A 20905-nucleotide genomic window follows, 5' to 3' on the forward strand; every position below is an offset into this window, starting at 1 on the left:
AGAACTGATGGCCACCATCATCGAGACCTCGACGACTCCGTTCACCACGGTGCCGGTCGACCCGATCACGCTCGACATCATCGAGAACGCGCTACGCAACGCCCGCGCCGAGATGGACGAGGTGCTTTTCCGCACCGCGTTGTCCCCCGGTATCCGCGAGCAACACGACGAGTTCCCGCTCATCGCCGACCCGAGCGGCAAGATGGTCGTCGGGCAGTTCGGATTGTCCGTGCCCGACTTCCTCGACAATTTCAACGGCACCGTCGGTGAGGGCGACATCCTGCTCACGTCCGATCCCTATGCCTGCGGCGCCGCGATCAGCCACGCCAACGACTGGCTCATCGTGCTGCCGATCTTCCACAGCGGCCGCGTCGTCGGCTGGTCGTCGATGTTCGGCCACATGTCCGACGTGGGCGGCAAGACGCCGTCGTCGATGCCGACGGACGCGCACACCATCTTCGAGGAGGGCGTCATCATTCCGCCCTTCAAGCTCTACAGCGAAGGGCAGCTCAACGAGACGGCCCTCGACATCATCCTCAATCAGGTACGCAAGCCCGACTGGAACCGAGCGGACCTGAACGGTCTGGTCGCCGCCTGCACGACGGCATCGCGGCGCATCGTGGAATTGTGCGACCGGTTCGGTGTCGACGTCTATCTGTCGGCGCTCGATGCTCTGCTCGAGCGCAACTACCAGGCCATGAAGGTTCTTCTCGCCATGCTGTTCGTGGACGGGGAGACCATCGAGTTCAGCGACTTCATCTGCGATGACGGATGTGGTTACGGGCCGTACGAACTCGCGATCACCCTGACCCGTCACGGGGAAAAGATCCACCTCGACTTCAGCAAGGCCGCCCCCCAGGCGGTCGGGCCGATCAACTATTTCATCAACGAGAATCTCGTCCGGATGTTCTTCGGTATCTACGTCATCACCGTGGCCGATCCGCAGATTCTGTGGAACGACGGGTTCTATCCCCTCATCGACGTCACCATTCCCGAGGACTCGTTCTGGAAGCCGCGCTATCCCGCGGCACTCAATGGCCGCAACCACGGCATCGGCCGGGTGTTCGACCTCTTCGGCGGACTGCTCGGCAAGAACAACCCCGAGATCCTCAATGCCGCCGGCTTCTCGTCGTCGCCACACTTCATGTATTCCGGTCATTACGACGGTGGCGCACGCGACGGCGAGTGGTTCCAGCTGTACTCCATCGGATTCGGGGGCATCCCCGGTCGGCCGATGGGTGACGGACCCGACGGGCACTCGCTGTGGCCGTCGTTCGTCAACATCCCCTGCGAGTACCTCGAGTCGTACTACCCGCTGCGCATCGAACGGTGGGAGACCGTCACCGATACCGGAGGCGCCGGTCTGCACCGCGGCGGTAACGGCGTCGACGTCACGTACTACTTCGAGGAGCCGGGCACCATCGCCATTCACGACGATCGCTGGCTCACCTACCCGTGGGGTGTCAACGGCGGCAAACCCGGTGCGCGGGGGACGAAGTGGATCGTCCGGGCGACCGGCGAGACCGAGGTACTTCCCAGCAAGATCCACGACGTCGAGGTACGGCGCGGCGACGTCCTGCACTTCGTCACCTGGGGTGGCGGCGGGTGGGGTGACCCGCTCGCACGCGATCCCGAACTCGTCGCCCTGGAGGTGCGCCGCGGTCTGGTGAGCGCGGAGGGTGCGCGCACCGGGTACGGCGTCGTTCTCGACGACACCGGCGCCGTGAACGTCGGGGACTCGACGAGTCTGCGCGCGTCGATGTCCGACGAGCGGGGCGAGATCACCGTCTTCGACAAGGGCCCGTCGCTCGAGGTCATCCTCGAACGATGCGAGGAGGAGACAGGGTTGCCGGCTCCCCGCCCGCCCGTGAACGTGCGGAAGGCAGTGCGCGCGTGAGCGATACCCTCGGCTCGTACAAGGCGTCGGGATTCGCCGGCGATCTCGGCCCCGGCAGGAGCGCGGCGGTGCTGGTCGTCGACGTCGTGCAGGCCTACCTCGTCGACTCCTCTCCGCTCCGCGCTCCTGTCGAGCGCGCCGTCGCCGCCGCCGCGTCCCTGGTCGCGGCGGCGCGCGAGAGCGGAGTCCCGGTGGTCTTCACCCGCGTCAGCTACCGGCCCGGTGGTGCCGACGGAGGTCTGTTCCTGCAGAAAATTCCGGCTCTCACGGTGTTCGAGGAGGGCTCTCCGCTCGGCGATTTCCCGCCCGAGCCACGCCCACTCGACGGCGAGACAGTGGTGACCAAGCAGTACGCGAGCGCGTTCTTCGGAACGTCCCTCGCCGCGACTCTGACGGCACAGGGCATCGACACGCTGTACATCTGTGGCCTGACCACCAGCGGCTGTATCCGTGCGAGTGCTACCGACGCGCTGCAGCACGGCTTCCGGCCGCTGGTCGTGGCCGACGCGTGCGGCGATCGGGAACCGGGCATGCACGAGTCCAATCTGCTGGACCTTCGCGCGAAGTACGCCGACGTCCTGACACTCGCCGAGGCTGTCGAGCACTGGCGGCGCTGACGCACGGGGTACACCGGAGCACGCTCGCCGACGGTGCTGACATGATCGTGTCTCCCGTCGAAGAGGAGTCGTCCCCATGGCTGCACCCACGCGCGTTCACGTCACCCACACCTTCACCTCGTCCCCGGACGTCGTGTTCGCGGCGTTGTCCGAGCACGAGAACCTCGGGCCGATGTTCGGTGCGAACATCACCCGGGTGCGTGACGGGGACAGCTCGCGCAACGGCGTCGGATCCACGCGGTCCCTGAAACTCGGTCCCCTGCCCGCGTTCCACGAGACCACCACGGTGGCGGAGCCGAACACACTGATCGAGTACAAGATCACCAAGGGCTCACCGCTGCGCGGGCATTGGGGTATCCAGCGACTCACTCCCACTGCCGACGGCGGTACGTCCCTGGACTACACGATCGGTTTCGACGCCGTCGTTCCCGGTCTCGCGATCGTGGTGGCCAAGGTGCTCCAGTCCACCGTCTCGGCGAAGATCGGGACCCTCGTCCCCTAGTCGCTCGGCGTCACTCCGCGGCGGCCAGACGCCGCAGAGCCCCCACTGCTTTCTTCATGCCGTACGCCACGACGGTCCTGCGACCGTCCTCGTGTGTCCAGGACAGAAGTGCGGCGCCGTCCTCGACCGATCCGTCGAGCACCGTGGGAGCCCCCGACAACGGGAGCGGACCGACGACCTTGATCGAGACCCCCAACACCTCGGTCCAGAAGTAGTCGTCGTACGGCTCGCAGCGCGGAGTGACCTGGAGCGCCGACGCGGCGGCCACCTTGCCCTGCGCGATGGCCGCGGACCAGAACGGCGTTCGCGGTCGACGGTCGTCGGCGGTACGGACATAGGTCACGTCGCCGGCGGCGTAGACCCCGGCGACGGACGTCGCACACAGGTTGTCGACGGCGACACCGCGGCTGTCGCCGATCCCGCTGGTCTCGAGCCACCCGGTGGCCGGCACTTCTCCTGCGCACGTCACGACGAGGTCCGCGGTGAGCTCACTGCCGTCGATCCGGACCCCACCCACCGGATCGCCGATCAGCTCCACAGGTTCCTTCGCACGGCGGATGTCGACCGATGTCGAGGCTGCCCGTCGCGTGATCGCCTCGGACAGGAACGGTCCGAGAATGCGCATCAGAGGCGCGTCCACATCGACGACGGTGACCGGGATACCGCGTGCTGCACAGGCACTCGCGATCTCCATGCCCAGGAAACCCGCACCGACGACGATCGCGGACGTCGCGGTCTCGAGCCGCGTCCGCAGTGCGCGCGCGTCGGCCAGGGTGCGCACCACCGTTTCTCCGCGCTGATCAGCCGTCGCCAAGCGTCGCGCATCCGCTCCGGTGGCGACGACGAGTGCGTCGTAGGGCACCGGGTCCCCCTCGGCGAGCACGACCAGCTCGCGATCCGGGTCCACCCCGGTAGCGCGGGCGTTCACGACGGTCACGTCCAGGTCGGAGAGATCCCACGCGTCCGATGTCTCGAGCCCCTCCGCGAGAACACGTTTGGACAGAGGTGGTCGCGCGTAGCACCCGTCCGGGTCGCCGCCGATCATGGTGATCGGACCGTCGTGGTTCAACGCGCGGAGTTCCCGCGCGGCGGTACAGCCCGCGATGGAGTCGCCGACGATGACGATCCGCGGTGCGGTCTCGCTCATGTGCGCTCGCGCAGCGCAGCGACCGGACAGACCCCCACGGCAGCGCGTGCGCCGGCCTCGAGTTCACCGGGAAGGTCGGTGCCGTCGAAGGCGTGATGCAGTTCGCCGTCGTCGTCGAGGCTGAACACATCGGGCGCCTGTTCGGCGCAGATGCCGTGTCCCTCGCAACGGTCCCAGTCGACGTCGACGATCATGAGCGTGTCCTTTCAGTGGTGACCAGTTCCAGTGGAAGCCGGTCGAATCGGTGGATGACGTTGTTCACGGCCCGGCCGGGCACACCGGCCGGCTCGATACGGACCACACGTTCGGCCAAGGCGCGCAGGATCGTCTGGGTTTCGAGGCGAGCGAGCCCCTGGCCGGCGCACCCGTGCACACCCGAGCCGAAACCGAGTTGACGGGTGGCATCGCGGGTGATGTCGAAAGTGTCGGGATCGTGCCATTCGCGGGGATCGCGGTTCGCGGACGCGTACACCACGAGCACGCGCGCATCACGCGGAACAACCGCACCGCCGATCTCGACCTCACGTACGGCACGACGGGAGAACGCGCGAAGCGGCGATTCGAAGCGCACGACCTCGTTGACGGCATTGGGGATGAGATCGGGGTTCGCACGGATCGCGTCCCACTGATCCTGGTGTATCGAGAACAGCTGCAATGCACCGGAGATGGCCCCGATCGTCGTGTCGAGCGAGGGGGCCAGATAGTCGATCATGAGTGCGGGACACTGCGACCGTTCGATCCGGTTCTCGTCCGCGGCGACCAGGACGTCCGACCCCATGCTGCCCGGGAGCACCGAACGCTCGCGGACGACGCGCTTCGAGAACGCCATCATCTCCGCTGCCGCCCTCGTTGCACCGACCGCGTGCCGGTTGAGTGGTCCCAGCGAGTCGAATGTTGCTCCTGCCCAGCGCAACAGATTTTCGCGCCCGTCCTCTGGCCATCCCACCAGATCGGGGACGATCGACGACGGGAGTGCCGTTGCGAGGTCCTCGACGCCGTCGACCCACCGCTTCTCGACGGCCGCATCCACGATCTGTTCGGCCTTGTCCTGCACCGCCGCCGTCATCTTCCGCAGCGCCTTCGGAGTGAGGCGGTGAGCGAGCACCGACCGCTTGAGCGCGTGCTCGTCACCGTCGCTGTTCAGCGTCGTTCCCCGACCGAGCCTGTTGGCGACGGGGTTGAGGGCCACGCCGTCACCGGAGATGAACGTGTTGTCGTCGAGCAGCACCGCTTTGCAGTCGGCGTATCGCGTAACTGCGTACACCTTCTGACGACAGAGCCACACGACAGGACCCAGCGCTCGCAACTCCGCATAATGCGGATATGGATCGAGAATGGCACCGGTGGAGTAGATGTCGGGCTCGTAGCGAGGTATGGAGGAGTCGGGAGTCATCGTCGTATCACCGGTCCGGATCGGAGGGGCCGAGAGCGGGGACAAGGGTGTGCAGCGCCGACAGTGATCGCGCGGTGGCCATGACGGTCCGATCGGGGCGGACGATCGCCGCGCTCACACGCCCTCGGTGCAGCCATCTGCCGTGCTCCGAGCCCGGGGTCACCAGCAGGACGTCCGCGCCTCGACGCATGATTTCCTGCCTCTGCGCACGTTCGGGGAGAACAGTCGTCACGACCGTGAATCGGAACGGCGCCACTCGGTCGAACCGCGTTCCGTCGTCGGTAGTGGCATTCGGGCACAGTGTTCCTTCGAGTCGCCACGGCGCCACCGATCCACCACGGACGAACATCGATCGATGCAATCGCGGTGTGGCACTGTCGGTCACTGTCGAACTGAGGCCCGGAACACGGGTCAGCACCGGGAACGCTCGGCGGCGAAGCGCGGCGGTCCGGTCACCGCCGCCGTTCATCGCCCACCCGACGGCGACAGCCTGTCGGATCATGGCCTGCGCGTGCGGGCGTCGCTCCTGTTCGTACGTGTCCAGCGCAGTGGCGGGCAAGGTGCCGCCGAGGACACCGGCCACCTTCCACGTGAGGTTGTAGGCGTCGCGGAGGCCGGCACCCATTCCCTGCCCGATGAAGGGCGGCGTCAGATGTGCCGCGTCGCCGAGAAGGAACACCCGTCGATCACGCCATCGATCGGCGATCTGCGCGCGGAACGTGTACTCGGTGACCCTGATCAGGTCGAGACTCGACCGCGGAGTGCCGCCGAGCCACGGATCGAGCAACGGTGCCACGGTCTGCAGATCCGAGTAGTCGTCGGCACTTTCGTGCTCGAGCATCTCGAACTCCCACCGGTAGCGGTGCTCTCCGATGCGCATGAACGTCCCGGCGCGGTGCGGGTCGCACAGCTGGTGCACCCCGTCCCACAACCCCGGGTCCACCGGCGTCGCGGCGTCGACGACCAGCCATCGTTGCGCCGCTGCGAGCGTGCGCATCGCGGACCCGAGAGCGGCTCGCACCGCACTGTTCGCACCGTCACACCCCAGAACGACGTCCGCGGTGACGGCACTGGTCTCACCGGTCGCGACGTCCCGCACGAGCACACGCACGTGGTCCTTCACGGTGGCGACGTCGAGGACCTCGACTCCCCCGCGGAACTCCACGTGAGGGTCGGCGGTCATCGCCGTGCGCAGAATGCGTTCCAGCTCGGGCTGGTCGAACATGTTGGCCGGGGGAAAGCCGTGCGGCCGTGACTCGGGATCGCGCTCGAACTCGGCGATGGTGTGCATGTCCGGGTCCACCAACCGGAGCCCTCGTCCGGGCCGCGAGATCGCCGCGAAATCGTCCGCCACTCCCAGGTCGCCGAGGATTCGGTAGACCTCGTCGTCGAGGTGGACGGCACGCGGCTGCGGGAAGATGTCGTCCCACCGGTCGAGGACGAGCGTGTCGACACCGTGTCGCCCCAGCAACGTGGCCGCCACCATCCCGGTGGGGCCCGCGCCGACGACGACCACCTGGTGGTGTGTCATGCGTACCGCACTGTCGTGCGCTGCATCCCCAGGTCGAGCATCGCGTCGTCGGTGGCGATGGTCAGCTCGACCACGTCACCGTCCTTCAGGTATGCCGGGTTGCTCGCCTGCCGCTTGAAGAAGGTCTTCCACTTCACGGCCGGCGGCAACAGTGCGCCGATGATCTCGATCGGCTTGGGCGGCGCCTTCAGAGCAGTGCCGCCCGGGGTACCGGTCAGGATCAGGTCGCCCGGATCGACGCGCTGGAATCCCGTCAGGGTCCTCAGAGCTTCCGTGGGTCGGTAGATCATGTCTGCGACGGTACTGTTCTGCCGGATCTCGCCGTTGACTCGCAGCATCAACCGGAGTTGCTCGAAGCGGGCCAGGTCGCCGTCCTCGAGAACGAGGAGGACCGGGCCGACGGGGGTGAAGGTCGGATACGACTTCGCCTCGTAGAACTGGGTCTTGGGCAGCTGGACGTCGCGGGCCGATACGTCGTTGGTGATCACCAACGCGGCGATGTGGTCGGCGACCGTGTCTTCGTCGATCGTCGATCCCACCGGGAGGGTCTTCCCGACCACCAGCCCTATCTCGACCTCGTAGTCGAGCAACGTCACGTGTGCCGGCTTGACGATGTCCGCGCTCGGACCGCTGATCGACCCGGACGACTTGCGGAAGAATGTCAGGGGCACCGTCTCCGGATTCATGCCGGAATCCTTCACGTGCGACACGTAATTCGTCATCTGTGCCACCACTCGGCACGGCGCCGTGACGGGTGAGACGAGCTCGAGGGATGCCACCGGGACGGTCTCGCCGCCGGCCGCGGCTGCATCGACGGCCGAACGATCGGCGAGCAGGTCGGCGGTGGTGGTGGCGGCGGTGTCCACCCGAACGGCACCCTCGCGGGTCTGCACCCACCATCCGTCGACGGTACGGAGAACGGCGATGCTCATGACGACGCTACTTTCATCAGGCCGAGCAGGCGCTCGGAGTCGAATTCGTTGTCGCTGCGCAGTCCCAGAAGAATGGAGCGCAGCTCGGACAGGGAACGTCTGTTGGGCGCGATGCCCAGGAAATCCTTGCTGGCGGGTGGTCCCCACTGCGCGAGTCCGGACGCCGTCATCGGCGCCCAGCCCGGTTCGAGCGAGGCGTCGAAACGGTCACCGTCACTGAAGTGTTCGACCAGGAAACCGTCGGGATCGCGCCAGTAGTCGAAGATCTGGCTGCCCTGGATGTGTCGGCCGATCCCCCAGGAGTGCTGATATCCGCGTTCGGTCAGGTAGCGACTCCCGGCGCCGATGGCATCGAGGTCGCACACCTGGTACGCCGAATGCACGTACCGGTCGGAGGGCCCCAGGGTCATCGCCAGCGTGTGGTGGTCGGTGGGCTCGGATCCGCGGTCGCAGCGGATGAAGCTCATGACCGGGCCGCGGTGGCGTTGGCCGTCGTAGTAGAGGAAGTCGCTGACGATCAGACCGAGATGCTGCAGGTACCAGTTCAGGTTCTCCAAGTAGCGACTGCGTTGGAGCACGACGTGGCCGAGCCGCTCCACGAGTGCCGGCTCGTGCGGGGGTCGCTGCGTCGAGTTGGTGCGCGTGATTCCGGCCGGATCCATCGCTCCGAAGTTGTAGTCGTGCGTACGTTGCCCCGGCAGCTGTCGGCCGTCGTCGAGGTCTGCGACGACACGTACCGGTTGCCCGCTCGGGTCCGTCAGGGTGACCCCGACGCCGCCGATCGACTCGGGAAGACGCTCCACCCGGTGTCCGGTGGCCTCGGCAAGGCGCAGTACGTCCGCGCTCTCGGCCGCGCGGAACGCAGCGCCGACGTAGGCGGTGCGACGGCCCTTCCTGATGATCACGCACGGCGATCCGGCGGCCCGTCCGCGCAGGTGGAGCTCGTCGTCGGTCCGGAAGGTCACGGTGAAGCCGAAGGCCTCGGCGAACGTCCGGGCCTTGTCCAGATCGGGCTTACGAAACTCGAGCCAGGCGACGTCCTGAACTTTGATCACCGGGTTCGTCGCGCGGCCCGGGTGCTCACCAGGCAACGCCCCCTGGTCGACATGCATCCCTCGATGCCCGTCGACGTCACGTGTTCGATGCGCGTGATCGATCGTCATGGCCACCCCTCACAGTTATGACGATATCGTCACCTATGAGGAGTTCCGCAGTCAAGGGGCGCCGCTTAGACTCGTCACATCGCTGGGCATCGAAAGCAGGGCACTCCATGACGCAGGTCAACCGACTCGAACGTCGTAAGGCGCGTACTCGCGCCGCGCTCGTCGCCGCTGCACAGGGGTTTCTCGCCGAAGGCCGCAGTACGGCACCGGTTCTCGAGATCACCCAGGCCGCGGACGTGGGAATGGGCTCGTTCTACAACCACTTCGAGAGCAAGGACGATCTCTTCCGCGCAGCCGTGGACGATGCGCTCGAGTCGGTCGGCGCCTATCTGGACACCTTGACCGTGGACCTGGTGGACCCGGTCGAGATGTTCACCCAGTCGTTCCGATTGGTCGGACGGCTGTTCCGCCTCGAACCGGAACTCAGTCGGGTCCTGCTCAATTCGGAACCGACGCTCGCCGGATCCACGCACAGCGGTCTCGGACCCAGGTCACTGCGGGACATCACGGCCGCGGCAGACATCGGCCGATTCGAGGCAGCCGATCCGGAACTGGCCCTCGCCATGGTGACGGGGTGCCTCCTAGCGCTCGGACGCCTGTTGATGGACCAGCCCGAACGTGACGGGGACACCGCCGTCGACGCCATGACGGCGCACGTCCTGTGTGCGCTGGGGGTGTCGGCGACCGAGGCGACCGAGCTGTGCAGCCGACCTCTGCCCCAGTTCGCCGACACGGCCCTGCAGACGGTCGTGGAGCAGGCCGTGGACCGGCAGGCCACGTAAGTTCGGCCGTTCACGGACGAAGGGATCATCGATGGGGCTTCGTGTGGTCATTGCGGACGACGACGTCCTTCTCCGCGAGGGGCTGACCAGTCTGCTGACACGGGCCGGGCTCGATGTGGTCGGGCAGGCCGGCGACGCCGGTGAGTTGGAAGCCCTGGTGGCCAGTGAGTCTCCCCAGCTCGCGATCATCGACATCCGGATGCCGCCCTCGCCTACCTCCGAGGGCCTGGACGCTGCGCTGAGGATCCGCGCGGAATTCCCGGAGGTCGCGATGCTGCTCCTGTCGGCGCATGTCGATGTCGACCAGGCGCTGGAGTTGCTCGACAGCGGGAAGGGCATCGGCTATCTGCTCAAGTCCCGCGTGACCGACATCGACGACTTCGTCGCGACAGTCGACCGGATCGCCGGTGGTGCCTCGGTGATCGATCCAGGGCTGGTGTTCGAACTGGTGGCTGCCAGACGGCGCGACGATCCGCTGGGCGCACTCAGTGCCCGCGAGCGCGACGTACTCACGTTGATGGCCGAGGGACTGTCCAACGCCGGCATCGCGCGCCGGTTGTGGATCACCGAGGGAACCGTGGAGAAGCACGTGCGCAGCATCCTGACCAAGCTCGACCTCGCCGAGACGTCGGACGACCATCGCCGCGTGCGAGCCGTCATCATGTACCTGGACGCGCAGACCTGACCGCTCCGATCAGGTACGCGTCAACAACGCCACGACGGCGTCCGCGGACAGTCCGAACTTCGGGAGGAATCCGATGGCGGAACTCGATTCCACCAGGTCGGCGAAGTCTTCTTCGTCGTGCGTCGACACCAGGATGATGTCCGGCCGAGGACGGACGCCCGCGGCGTGGAGAGCCTCCACGACGTCGAAACCACTCTCGGCGCCGAGGTCGATATCGACCAGGATCACATCCGGGCGGTGCTCGTCGGCGAACTGCAGGGCCTGCGCACATGTCGACGCCGTGCCGACGACGGTCATGCCCGCGGATTCGAGCACCCGTCGCGCCGCCGCGCAGAAGGCAGCGCTGTCGTCCACGATCAGTGCGCGACGGTCGGAGCGGGTCATGCTGTCGACAGTGTCAGAGACGTGGCCGAGCGTCATTACCGCTAGCCGCAATCTTCGCCTGCCGGGAGCCTGTCGGTGATCGCGGCGAGCCCGGATGCCGAGCGCGGCACCGGACGCGAACGGGCGCTCGCCTTCCTGCTGAGACCGAGCACGCCACCGCTCGCGTGGGGGATCGCCGCCGGTGCCGGTCTGATCGTCGTCGAGATCCTCCTCGTGCACCTGCTGAAGATGCTGGCACCGGAGAACGCGTTCGGAGCAGTGTTCGTCTTCGGTGTCCTGTGCATCTCCGCCGGGTGCGGCTTCCGGACGGCCATCGCTATGTCGGTCGCCAGTACGGCCGCCTACGCGTACGTCCATGTCGTCGAGAGCAGCGAGAGCCTGGTTCCGTCCGTCCTCGTCTTCCTGGTGCTGGCGCTGCTGACCAATCTGCTCGTCGGACAATCCCGGGTTCGGGCCGTCGAATCGGACCAACGGCGCCGCGAGGCGGATCTACTGGCCGACTTCGCGCGGATCCTCCTGCGTCGCACGGTGACACCCGAGATGTTCGGCGAGGCCGGCCGGAGACTGACCGACGTTCTCGAACTGCCCGCTCCGTACGCCGTTCTGGGCGCGCACGATGTGCCCCTCGGGCCCGGTCACCAGCGAATCACGTTGCGCGACGGTACGACACCCACCGGATCTCTGCTCGTCCCTGCGCACCTCTCCCCTGCCGACTCCCGTCGGGTGCGCCGCGTCGTCCCGTCGCTGGAAGCGCTGTTGGCTGCTTCTCGTGAGCGGGAACGACTCCACCGCACGACCGTCGACCTCGCCCGTCAGCAGGCATCGTTGCGCCGCATCGCCACGCTCGTCGCTCTGCGGTCGGATCTCGACGAGGTGTATCGCCGCGTCGCGGAGGAGCTGGCCGACGGGCTCGACGTCGAGCATGTCTCGCTCGTGCGATACGAGAACCATGAGCACTACACGGTGATCTCCGCCCGTGACGACGACGGCGCTCACCTGCATCCGGGCGAGGTACTGCCTCTCGGCGGACACAACGTGTGCACCCTCGTCCACGACAGTGGACGACCCACGACCATCGACTACCGCGAGGCGACCGGACCGGTCGCTCAGCGACTGGCCGAGCGGGGGTTCGCGACGGGTATCGGCGTTCCGATCACGGTCGACGACACCGTGTGGGGAGCCGTCGTCGTCGGTGTCTCCAGCACAGAGGATCCGAAACACGATGTCTACGAACGGTTGTCGGATTTCGCCGACCTCGTCGCTACCGCCGTCTACAACAACGAGACCCGCGCCCGGCTGACGGAGTCACGCGCACGTGTCGTAGCGGCCGCGGATCAAGCCCGTCGTGTCATCGAACGGGACCTGCACGACGGAGCACAGCAACGAATCGTCTCCCTGGGGATGGATCTGCGAGCAGCCCAGGCGTCGGTGCCCGACGAGTTCGGTGACCTGCGCGAGCAGTTGGACCGCAGTGTCAGGACCTTGTCGCTTGTCCACTCGGACCTGCAGGAACTCTCCCGCGGCATCCACCCGGCGATCCTGTCGCGCGGCGGACTCGCACCCGCTCTCAAGACACTCGCCCGTCGATCGCCCGTCCCGACAGCGCTGACGACGGACATTCCCGGGCGACTCCCCGAATCCGTCGAGGTGGCAGCGTATTACGTGGTCGCCGAGGCATTGACGAACGCGGCGAAATACGCGCAGGCCACCGAGGTCGTCATCTCGGCGGTAGCGCGAGACGGCGCGCTGGAACTGACCGTCACCGACGACGGCTCGGGAGGCGCCGATGCGTCAGGAGGATCGGGACTGATCGGACTCCAGGATCGAGTCCACGCCATCGGCGGCACGTTGACGGTGTCGAGCCCACTCGGCGTCGGCACGACCCTCGAGGCCCGTATACCTGCTACCCGGTAGTGAACGCTGCGGACACCACTCCCCCGGGTTGCCTGTCAGCAGCGACGACAACGACTCGCGGGCGGACCAGTGTTGTCCTCACACCGAAACGTCGTTCACACCAGGAGGACACCATGCCGTACATCACCACTACCGACGGAACCGAGATCTACTACACGGAGCAGGGCTCCGGGAAGCCGGTGCTGCTCAGCCACGGCTGGCCGCTGTCGTCCGACGCCTGGCAGACCGAGCTCAAGCTGCTCGCCGACGCCGGCTTCCGCGCCATCGCCCACGACCGCCGCGGGCACGGCCGCTCCTCCAAGACCTACGTCGGCAACGACATGGACACCTATGCACGCGACCTCGCGGAACTGGTCGAGGCACTGGACCTGCAGGACCTCACGCTGATCGGCCACTCGACCGGCGGCGGCGAAGTAGTCCGATACGCCGCGCAGCACGGCGGAAGCCGCGTCGCACGCATCATCACCGCGGGCGCTGTCCCCCCGATCATGCTGAAGTCCGACACCAATCCCGAGGGCACGCCGATCGAGGCGCTCGACGACATCCGGGCCGGCGTCCTCACCGACCGCTCGCAGTTCTACAAGGATCTGTCCGAGGCCTTCTTCGGCGCGAACCGTGAAGGATCCGCCGTCTCGCAGGGCGCCAAGGACGACTTCTGGCGTCAGGGCATGCTCGTCAATCTCGCCGCCGCGTACGACTGCGTGAAGGCGTTCTCGGAAACGGACTTCACCGAGGACCTGGCGGCTCTGACCGTCCCGGTCTTCATCGCTCACGGCGACGACGACCAAATCGTTCCCATCGCGGCCGCGGCGCTGAAGACCGCCGAGCTGGTCGCACACGGCACCCTGAAGGTGTACCCGGGTGCCCCGCACGGAATCTACGGTGACTACCAGAAGGCCTTGGACGCAGACATTCTCGCGCTGCTCGCCGAATAGTCGATACGCCCGTTCCCGGAGAGGATCTCGACATGGCAACCACGACCGTCACCCCCGCGTCCCCGGTATCCGCGTGGGCACCACTGCGCAGCAGGATCTACCGGACGCTGTTCCTCGCGCAGCTGGTGTCGAACATCGGCCTGTGGATGCAGACGGTCGGATCGCAATGGTTCCTGGTCGAGCACGGCAGCAGCGCCACCGTCGTGGCGCTGGTCCAGACCGCCAGCCTTCTCCCCACGCTGGTTCTCGCACTGCCGGCCGGCGGCCTCGCCGACCTGCTCGATCGCCGTCGACTCCTCATCGTCGTCACGACCTATACGGCTCTCGTCGCGGCGGCGACGACGTATCTGGCCTACGCCGATATTCTGTCGCCGATCATGTTGCTGGGCACGACGTTCCTTCTCGGCTGCGGATCTGCGCTCTCGGCGCCGGCGTGGCAGGCTATTCAACCGGAACTGGTTCCGGCAGAACAGATCCCTGCCGCGTCGGCACTGGGCGGCGTGACCGTGAACGGCGCCCGCGCCATCGGTCCCGCACTCGGTGGTGTGATCGTGGCGGCCGCCGGGCCGGCCGCCGTGTTCGCCCTGAACGCCGCGTCGTTCGTCGTCATCATCGCCGCGCTCGTGTGGTGGCGTCGTCCCGCGGAGGACAAGGGTGTCGACCACGAACGGCTCGGCCGTTCGATGATGACCGGGGTGCACTACATGCAGTCCGCGCCGATCGTTCGACGCATTCTTCTGCGGTCCGCCGTGTTCGCGTTCCCGGCGTCGGCCCTCTGGGCGTTGCTGCCGCTCGCATCGTCACAGCATCTCGGTTTCGGTGCGTCGGGCTACGGAATGATTCTCGGCGTTCTCGGGGTAGGCGCGGTGACCGGCGTGGCACTCTTCCCGAGGCTCCGACGCCGGTTCGGAGCCAATACGATGCTGGCGATATCCGCGGTGTCGTACGCACTCGGGGTCGTCGCGGTGGCAATCCTACCGATCTGGATCGTGGTGCCCGCGCTCCTGCTGTCGGGCGCCGCCTGGATAGGCACTCTCACGACACTCAACGCATCGATCCAACTGTCCCTCGCGCACTGGGTGCGGGCCAGAGGTATGTCGATCTACCTGTTGGTGTTCATGGGTTCCCAGGCACTCGGCTCCTTCGTCTGGGGCGTGATCGCTTCCCATGCGGGTTATGCAGCAGCCCTGGTCATCTCGGCAGTTCTTCTCGTCGCAGCAGGCGCGAGCGTCGCCATCCTTCCGCTGCACGCGGCGACCGGCACCCTGCCGCGGGGAGTATCGACGGCCTGGCCCACGCCGACCGTCATCTTCGAGCCCGACCCCGAGGACGGACCCGTGGTGATCTCCGTGACCTACCGAGTCGCCCTCGACGAGCAGGACGCGTTCGATCACGCCATGTCCGCCGTCGGCATCGCTCGTCGCCGGACCGGCGGCTATTCCTGGGGTCTCTACCGCGACAGCGCGGACGCGGAACTGCGGATCGAGCAGTTCACGGCGTCGTCCTGGGCCGAGTTCGAACGACAGCACCGGGATCGCTGGACCGACTCCGATCACGCACTGATCACCGACGCTCTGTCGCACACCCGCGACGGCCGAACGGAGCGGGAGCAACACGTCTTCAGCGTTCGCCGTCGCTGAGAAGTCCTCGCGGAAGAGGACTGACGAAACCATCAGCACTGGCGCGTTCACCTGTTAGGTTGTCCGCGGGCCGGGGGGCGGCTCCGACGAGGGGGCGACCATGGCAACACGGCGACAGGCTTTGCAGACCTTGATCGGCGGAGGGATGGTCGGCGCGGGCTTGTTCGCCATGCCTGCGCAGTCCGCCTCTGCAGCGCCGGTCGGCGGACAGCGAATCGACCTGCACGCGCACATGATTCCGCCGATGTATCGCGACGCGGTTCTTCGCGCCGGGTTGCTGGTTCCGGGCGGTCTTCCCCTGCCGGCGTGGTCACCGGAGAGCGCACTCGCGTTCATGGACGAGTTCGGCGTGGTGACGCAGGTGCTGTCGATCTCCGACCCGGGTGTCCGGTTCGTGTCCGGTCCCGACGCGATGCGTCTCGCACGCTCGTGCAACGACTACGCGGCCGACCTGGTTCGCACCCACCCCACCCGCTTCGGGTCCCTGGTCACGGTGCCGCTTCCGGACGTCGCCGCGTCGCTGGCCGAAATCACCTACGGTCTCGACGTTCTGGGGATGGACGGGGTCGCACTCCTGTCGTCCTACGACGGCATCTACCTCGGAGATCCACGATTCGAGCCGGTCATGGCGCTACTGAATGCCAAGTCCGCTCTGGTCTTCGTGCACCCCGGCGAACTACCTGCCGGATCCGCTCCGCCGCTACCGCTTCCGAGCTTCCTTCTCGAGTTTCCCTTCGAGACCACGCGTACCGCGGTGGAGATGATCGCTGCGGGAACACTGGACCGCTACCCGGACATCCGGTTCGTTCTCGCCCATGCGGGCGGTTGCCTGCCGTACCTGGCCACCCGCCTCGGGGCGCCCCGTGCCGTCGCACCGGACGCGATTCCGTCGGTCTCCCTCCTCGGTCTCGAGGGTGCCCTGCGCAGGTTCTACTACGACACCGCGCTCTCGGCCTCGGCCTCGTCCCTGCGCTCCGTACTCGAGGTGACCGACGTCGACCACATCGTTTTCGGAACGGATTGGCCGTTCAGCGGACTCACCTACTCGACGTCCGATACCGACGACCCCGCCCCGGGATTGTCCGACGTGTTCGATGCGGATGGACGCGCTCGAGTCGAACGAATCACCCCCTTGACGTTACTTCCCCGGCTCGCCGCAGAGCTGCGGTAACCGACAACAGTTGCGCACGTGCGCACATGTAGGGATATGCTCGATCTCGTCGGATACGACGAGTCGGGAGGCCTGCTGTGTTCCGAGTACTGCGCGATCGCACGTTCGGCCGGTTGTTCGCCGCCCAGCTCGTAGCCCTGGTCGGCACCGGCCTGCTCACCGTCGCCCTGGGCCTCCTGGCCTACGACCTCGCCGGTGCCGATGCCGGCGCGGTCCTCGGAACCGCACTGGCCATCAAGATAATCGCGTATGTCGCGGTGGCGCCGGTGATCTCCGTGGTTGCCGACCGACTGCCCCGCACGGTGCTCCTGGTCGGGGCGGATGCGATTCGAGCGGGGGTGGCGCTGCTGCTTCCGCTGGTCGATCAGACGTGGCAGATCTACCTGCTGGTCTTCGTCCTGCAAGCGGCATCGGCCACGTTCACCCCGGCATTCCAGTCGATGATCCCGCAGGTACTCCCCGACGAGGCCGACTACACGCGGGCGTTGTCGTTGTCACGGCTGGCGTACGACCTGGAATCCCTGCTCAGTCCTGTTCTGGCGGCAACGCTGCTGACGCTGATGACCTACAACTACCTGTTCCTCGGCACTGTCGCCGGGTTCGTGGGATCGGCGCTCCTGGTGACGACGACATCGTTGCCGCGCGGTGCAGTCGCAGATCGGTCGGCGCCGTTGCTCCAGCGCATCACGCTGGGGGCACGGGTGATGGCGGCGCGCCCGGTACTGCGCGCCCTGCTGGCGATGAACATGGTCGTCGCCGCTGCGACAGCGCTGGTGGTGGTCGACACGGTCGTCTACGTGCACGGATCGAGCACCGGGGTCGCGGTGGCACTCGGCTGCTTCGGCGGCGGATCGATGGTCGTGGCCCTGATGTTGCCGCGACTACCGGCGGCGTTCGGAGAACGTCGAATCATGCTGACCGGGGCCGCACTACTGCCCGCCGGACTCGCCGCGACGACGCTGATGGTGGTCACCGATTCCGGGCCGACCGTGCAGTGGCCACTCCTGGCCGTCATCTGGAGCGCGCTGGGCGCCGGGACCTCCATGATCAACACCCCGTCTGCGCGGCTGCTGCGAGACGAATCGGACGAGCGCGACCGGGCCGCGGTGTTCAGTGCGCAGTTCTCGTTGTCCCACGCCTGCTTCCTTTTCACCTACCCCCTCGCCGGGTGGGTCGGCGCCCAACTCGGGCAAGTCGTCGCCGCCGCGGCGTCGACCGCCCTGGCTACACTCGCAGCACTACTGGCCGCACGGGCCTGGCCGGCTCGCTCGGCGCATGTCGCCATGGCGGTGACAGGAAGGCGGTGACGCTGTGGAGCGGATCAGCGAGGCAACGGCTCCCGCGAGCCTGAACCACTCCGTCGAACCGGACCAGCTACGTCTCGACACCGCCACGGCCACCTTCCGCATGCTCGCCGACCCCACCCGCCTGCTCATCCTGTGGATCCTCACCCGCGGTGAAGCAGACGTGACCGCGCTGATCGAGGAGACGGGGGCCTCCCGGACCGCCGTCAGTCAGCATCTGGCGAAACTGCGGTTCACCGGTCTCGTCGATACTCGCAAGGAGGGCCGCCGGGTGATCTACCGCATCCACGACGGCCACCTTTCGCGCCTGATCCGCGAGGGCATCAACCACGCCGACCACGTCGTCACCGGCGAACCACCTCACGCCTGACGCGACACCGAGAACTTCTTCACTGTGAAGTTTCTTCACTGTGGAGTTATAGTCGGGGCATGCCTTCTCCCCACCACCCCACCCGTGTACTCGTCACCGGCGCGAGCATCGCCGGACCAGCCCTCGCTTGGGGACTCGCCCGCGGCGGATTCGACGTGACTCTGCTCGAACGTTCCGCGACACCGCGCGAGACCGGACAGAACATCGACATCCGCGGCCTCGGTCGCGACGTCATCGCCCGCATGGGAGTCGACGCCGCCATCCGGGCCGATCTGACCGGCGAAGAGGGAACCCGGTTCGTCGACCAACGCGGTGAGCCGTATGCGGTCTTCCCTCGTGAGGAAGGCAGCGACGGGCCGACCGCGGAGATCGAAATCCTCCGCGGTCGACTCGCCCAGATTCTCGTCGACGTCGTTCCCGACAGCGTCGAGCAGCGTCACGGCGACTACATCACCGCGGTGCAGCAGGACGACACAGGCGTCGACGTCACCTTCGACAGCGGGGCAAGTGAACGCTTCGACATGGTGCTGGTCGCGGAAGGGCGAAGTTCACGGACGCGGCGCCTGGTGTTCGCCGACGAGACAGAGCTCCGAGATTTCGGGGTGAGCATCACGTACGGCCCCCTCGATCGGCGGCCCGACGATGTTGACACCTGGGACTGGTTCACCTCCACGCGAGGGCGCGTCGCCTCGGTTCGTCCCGACAACGTGGGGACCATCCGGGCGAGCATGTCGTTCGAGTCGGAACCGTTCGGCTTCGAGAGCCTTCCCACGGACATCCAGTTGCAGATCCTGCGGGAGCGCTTCCGTGGGGCCGGTTGGCAGACGGAGCGAATTCTCGACGGATTCGCGGAACGACCGGACGAGTTCTACACCCAGCGCATGGAGCAGGTCGTGGTGTCCACGTGGAGCAAAGGCAGGGTGGTACTCGTCGGGGACGCTGCCTGGGGCTCCGGCCCGACAGGGATGGGTACGACGCTGTCCCTGGTCGGCGCGCACATTATCGCGGGCGAACTCGCCGCGCACCCCGATCGGCCGCAGATAGCGTTCGAGCGCTACGAACAGCTGATGCGCGGATATGCCGACAGCGCACAGGGTCTCCCCCGCGGCGGCGCGGCACTGATGCACCCGTCGTCGCGGGTGGGCCTGCGAGCACTGCGGATCGGCCACCGCATCGCGGCCTCCGCGCCCCTGCGTCGACTGTTCCAGTCCACCCTGCTCACCAGTGAGAAGCACGTACCGCTGTTGCCCCACTACCCTCACCTGCGTGCTCGGTACTGAGCGCCAACCCTATCCACCACGCCGACAGTCGGGAGCGCGCACCGATGGAGACCCCGACAACCAGTGCGCTGCAAGCACTCCGACTCTACGCGGTCAGGTATCAGGAATCGGCGCATCTGCTCGCGCGGTTCATGAATCTGCCGACCACGGACGGCACCGCTCTCGGCGAAGTCATCTGGGCCGAACGCGAAGGGAGCCCGCTGACACCGGCAGCACTGTCACAGCGGGTCGGCCTCACGTCCGGCGCGACGACCGCGTTGATCAATCGGCTCGAGGATCGTGGCTTCGTCACCCGCAGCAGAGAGAGTCGCGATCGTCGGACCGTGACGTTGCGCGCCACGGAGGCTGCGCACGAACGGATCGAACCTTTCCTGCGACGCTCCTCGGCGGCGCTCGAGGCCGCCTTGGCGGACTACGACGCCGAGACACTCACCGTCGTCACCGATTTCCTGGTGCGGTTCGCGGCAGTGCTCCCCGCCGCGTCGGATGGAGAGCAGTGACTGCGTGACGGTCGTACGGCCGCGCGTCAGACGCCCGTGGTCACCCGACGGAGGTCGGCGCGAGCGGCGCGATAGATCTCCGCGAGGTCGGCGTGCTCGCCTGCGTCGACGCGAGTAGCCCACTCGTCGAAGGCAACTCGCAATGTCAGACCTGCACTCTCCACGAGCAGTCGGGCGTACGCCGGCGACTCCCGCCCGTCGAGCCTGGCCACCAGGGCGTCGGCAAGACGGCACAGTGTGGTCGCGTCGAGAGCGATGGCGAGTGCACGCAGGTGCGCGTCACCCACGATCAGACGCCGAGTGCGGAGCACCCGATCCTTGGTCTCCGCGGAGCTTTCCACCAGGCGTACGGCGGCGCGCTCGTAGATCGCTTCCATGCCGGCCAGGTCGATCTCGGCAGGGGCCGTGGCGCCGAGCCAGTCCTCGATATCCGTTTGAACCTCGGTGTCGACCGACAGGATCGACTCTTCCTTCGTCTTGAACTGCCGGAAGAAGGTGCTCTGCGAGACGCCGGCGGCCTTCGCGATCTCGTCGACCGTGGTCGCGGCGACACCCTTGCGCTCGAACAGGTCGAGGGCAGCGAACGTGATGTCGAGCCGCGTTTCTCGCCGCCGACGCTCCCTCAGGTCAGGCACCGGCCGATCCGACACATCGACGCTGCTCACCACGGCGCCTCCTCTCGTCGAATAGCACCATACCAGTCAGCGCCAAGTTGACAGTCACTGTCATATAGAACCAGACTGTCGAACAGATACTCG

Annotated in this window: 21 protein-coding genes; 13 read left to right on the forward strand and 8 right to left on the reverse strand. The window is 66.9% G+C overall.

Annotation, left to right across the window (positions count from 1 at the left end):
* Window positions 1-7: 7 nt before the first annotated feature.
* From ASG64_RS08115 to ASG64_RS08125, 3 genes are all read left to right on the forward strand, one after another.
* Window positions 8-1897 (forward strand): hydantoinase B/oxoprolinase family protein, encoded by a 1890-nt coding sequence (locus tag ASG64_RS08115; RefSeq protein ID WP_056071871.1) that lies wholly within the window; start codon window positions 8-10, stop codon window positions 1895-1897.
* Window positions 1894-2514, forward strand: coding sequence for an isochorismatase family protein (locus ASG64_RS08120; RefSeq protein WP_042574251.1), 621 nt, complete (start codon window positions 1894-1896; stop codon window positions 2512-2514). The genes ASG64_RS08115 and ASG64_RS08120 overlap by 4 nt, the downstream gene beginning before the upstream one ends.
* A 76-nt stretch (window positions 2515-2590) precedes the next feature.
* Complete coding sequence (locus ASG64_RS08125) at window positions 2591-3016, forward strand: SRPBCC family protein (protein ID WP_056071874.1); 426 nt, start codon at window positions 2591-2593, stop codon at window positions 3014-3016.
* Window positions 3017-3026: 10 nt separating this feature from the next.
* Here ASG64_RS08125 and ASG64_RS08130 read toward each other — a convergent pair whose 3' ends face one another.
* The 6 genes from ASG64_RS08130 to ASG64_RS08155 are packed head-to-tail and all read right to left on the reverse strand — an operon-like array spanning window position 3027 to window position 9182.
* The gene (locus ASG64_RS08130) at window positions 3027-4163 is read right to left on the reverse strand and encodes an NAD(P)/FAD-dependent oxidoreductase (protein ID WP_056071877.1); all 1137 of its coding nucleotides are present in this window, start codon (window positions 4161-4163) and stop codon (window positions 3027-3029) included.
* Window positions 4160-4357, reverse strand: coding sequence for a ferredoxin (locus ASG64_RS08135; protein WP_056071880.1), 198 nt, complete (start codon window positions 4355-4357; stop codon window positions 4160-4162). The genes ASG64_RS08130 and ASG64_RS08135 overlap by 4 nt, the downstream gene beginning before the upstream one ends.
* Complete coding sequence (locus ASG64_RS08140; RefSeq protein ID WP_056071883.1) at window positions 4354-5556, reverse strand: cytochrome P450; 1203 nt, start codon at window positions 5554-5556, stop codon at window positions 4354-4356. The genes ASG64_RS08135 and ASG64_RS08140 overlap by 4 nt, the downstream gene beginning before the upstream one ends.
* Window positions 5557-5563: 7 nt before the next feature.
* Window positions 5564-7087 carry a bifunctional 3-(3-hydroxy-phenyl)propionate/3-hydroxycinnamic acid hydroxylase MhpA gene (gene mhpA / locus ASG64_RS08145; protein WP_056071886.1) on the reverse strand — a complete coding sequence of 508 codons (1524 nt, stop codon included), beginning with the start codon at window positions 7085-7087 and terminating at the stop codon, window positions 5564-5566.
* Window positions 7084-8019, reverse strand: coding sequence for a fumarylacetoacetate hydrolase family protein (locus tag ASG64_RS08150; protein ID WP_056071890.1), 936 nt, complete (start codon window positions 8017-8019; stop codon window positions 7084-7086). Before ASG64_RS08150 ends, mhpA begins: the two co-directional genes overlap by 4 nt.
* Window positions 8016-9182 carry a VOC family protein gene (locus tag ASG64_RS08155; RefSeq protein WP_056072932.1) on the reverse strand — a complete coding sequence of 389 codons (1167 nt, stop codon included), beginning with the start codon at window positions 9180-9182 and terminating at the stop codon, window positions 8016-8018. The genes ASG64_RS08150 and ASG64_RS08155 overlap by 4 nt, the downstream gene beginning before the upstream one ends.
* A gap of 107 nt (window positions 9183-9289) precedes the next feature.
* On the opposite strand from ASG64_RS08155, the gene ASG64_RS08160 reads away from it, so the two are divergent.
* Both ASG64_RS08160 and ASG64_RS08165 read left to right on the forward strand, forming a co-directional pair.
* Window positions 9290-9964, forward strand: a complete 675-nt coding sequence (locus ASG64_RS08160) for a TetR/AcrR family transcriptional regulator (protein WP_056071893.1) — start codon at window positions 9290-9292, stop codon at window positions 9962-9964.
* 31 nt (window positions 9965-9995) lie between these two features.
* Complete coding sequence (locus tag ASG64_RS08165) at window positions 9996-10649, forward strand: response regulator (RefSeq protein ID WP_056071896.1); 654 nt, start codon at window positions 9996-9998, stop codon at window positions 10647-10649.
* Between the two features lie 9 nt (window positions 10650-10658).
* On the opposite strand, the gene ASG64_RS08170 is transcribed toward ASG64_RS08165, so the two are convergent.
* Window positions 10659-11033 carry a response regulator gene (locus ASG64_RS08170; protein WP_156388295.1) on the reverse strand — a complete coding sequence of 125 codons (375 nt, stop codon included), beginning with the start codon at window positions 11031-11033 and terminating at the stop codon, window positions 10659-10661.
* A gap of 75 nt (window positions 11034-11108) precedes the next feature.
* Here ASG64_RS08170 and ASG64_RS08175 point away from each other — a divergent pair, with 75 nt between their 5' ends.
* The 8 genes from ASG64_RS08175 to ASG64_RS08210 all read left to right on the forward strand — a co-directional run bounded on the left by ASG64_RS08175 (window position 11109) and on the right by ASG64_RS08210 (window position 20147).
* On the forward strand, window positions 11109-12947 hold the full coding sequence (locus ASG64_RS08175) for a GAF domain-containing sensor histidine kinase (protein WP_442971120.1): 1839 nt from the start codon (window positions 11109-11111) through the stop codon (window positions 12945-12947).
* A gap of 113 nt (window positions 12948-13060) precedes the next feature.
* A complete protein-coding gene (locus ASG64_RS08180; protein ID WP_056071902.1) occupies window positions 13061-13882 on the forward strand; it encodes an alpha/beta fold hydrolase in 822 nt (273 codons plus the stop codon).
* A gap of 32 nt (window positions 13883-13914) precedes the next feature.
* On the forward strand, window positions 13915-15522 hold the full coding sequence (locus ASG64_RS08185) for an MFS transporter (protein ID WP_056071905.1): 1608 nt from the start codon (window positions 13915-13917) through the stop codon (window positions 15520-15522).
* Between the two features lie 100 nt (window positions 15523-15622).
* Window positions 15623-16693, forward strand: coding sequence for an amidohydrolase family protein (locus ASG64_RS08190; protein ID WP_056071908.1), 1071 nt, complete (start codon window positions 15623-15625; stop codon window positions 16691-16693).
* Window positions 16694-16770: 77 nt separating this feature from the next.
* Window positions 16771-18000 (forward strand): MFS transporter, encoded by a 1230-nt coding sequence (locus tag ASG64_RS08195; protein WP_056071910.1) that lies wholly within the window; start codon window positions 16771-16773, stop codon window positions 17998-18000.
* Window positions 18001-18004: 4 nt separating this feature from the next.
* On the forward strand, window positions 18005-18367 hold the full coding sequence (locus ASG64_RS08200; protein WP_056071913.1) for an ArsR/SmtB family transcription factor: 363 nt from the start codon (window positions 18005-18007) through the stop codon (window positions 18365-18367).
* Between the two features lie 59 nt (window positions 18368-18426).
* Complete coding sequence (locus ASG64_RS08205) at window positions 18427-19647, forward strand: FAD-dependent monooxygenase (RefSeq protein ID WP_056071917.1); 1221 nt, start codon at window positions 18427-18429, stop codon at window positions 19645-19647.
* A gap of 44 nt (window positions 19648-19691) precedes the next feature.
* The gene (locus ASG64_RS08210) at window positions 19692-20147 is read left to right on the forward strand and encodes a MarR family transcriptional regulator (RefSeq protein WP_056071921.1); all 456 of its coding nucleotides are present in this window, start codon (window positions 19692-19694) and stop codon (window positions 20145-20147) included.
* Between the two features lie 26 nt (window positions 20148-20173).
* Here ASG64_RS08210 and ASG64_RS08215 read toward each other — a convergent pair whose 3' ends face one another.
* Window positions 20174-20812 (reverse strand): TetR/AcrR family transcriptional regulator, encoded by a 639-nt coding sequence (locus tag ASG64_RS08215; protein ID WP_235579521.1) that lies wholly within the window; start codon window positions 20810-20812, stop codon window positions 20174-20176.
* Window positions 20813-20905 lie beyond the last annotated feature (93 nt).

It is taken from the genome of Rhodococcus sp. Leaf247, from assembly GCF_001426185.1.
In the GTDB taxonomy this organism is placed as follows: domain Bacteria; phylum Actinomycetota; class Actinomycetes; order Mycobacteriales; family Mycobacteriaceae; genus Rhodococcoides.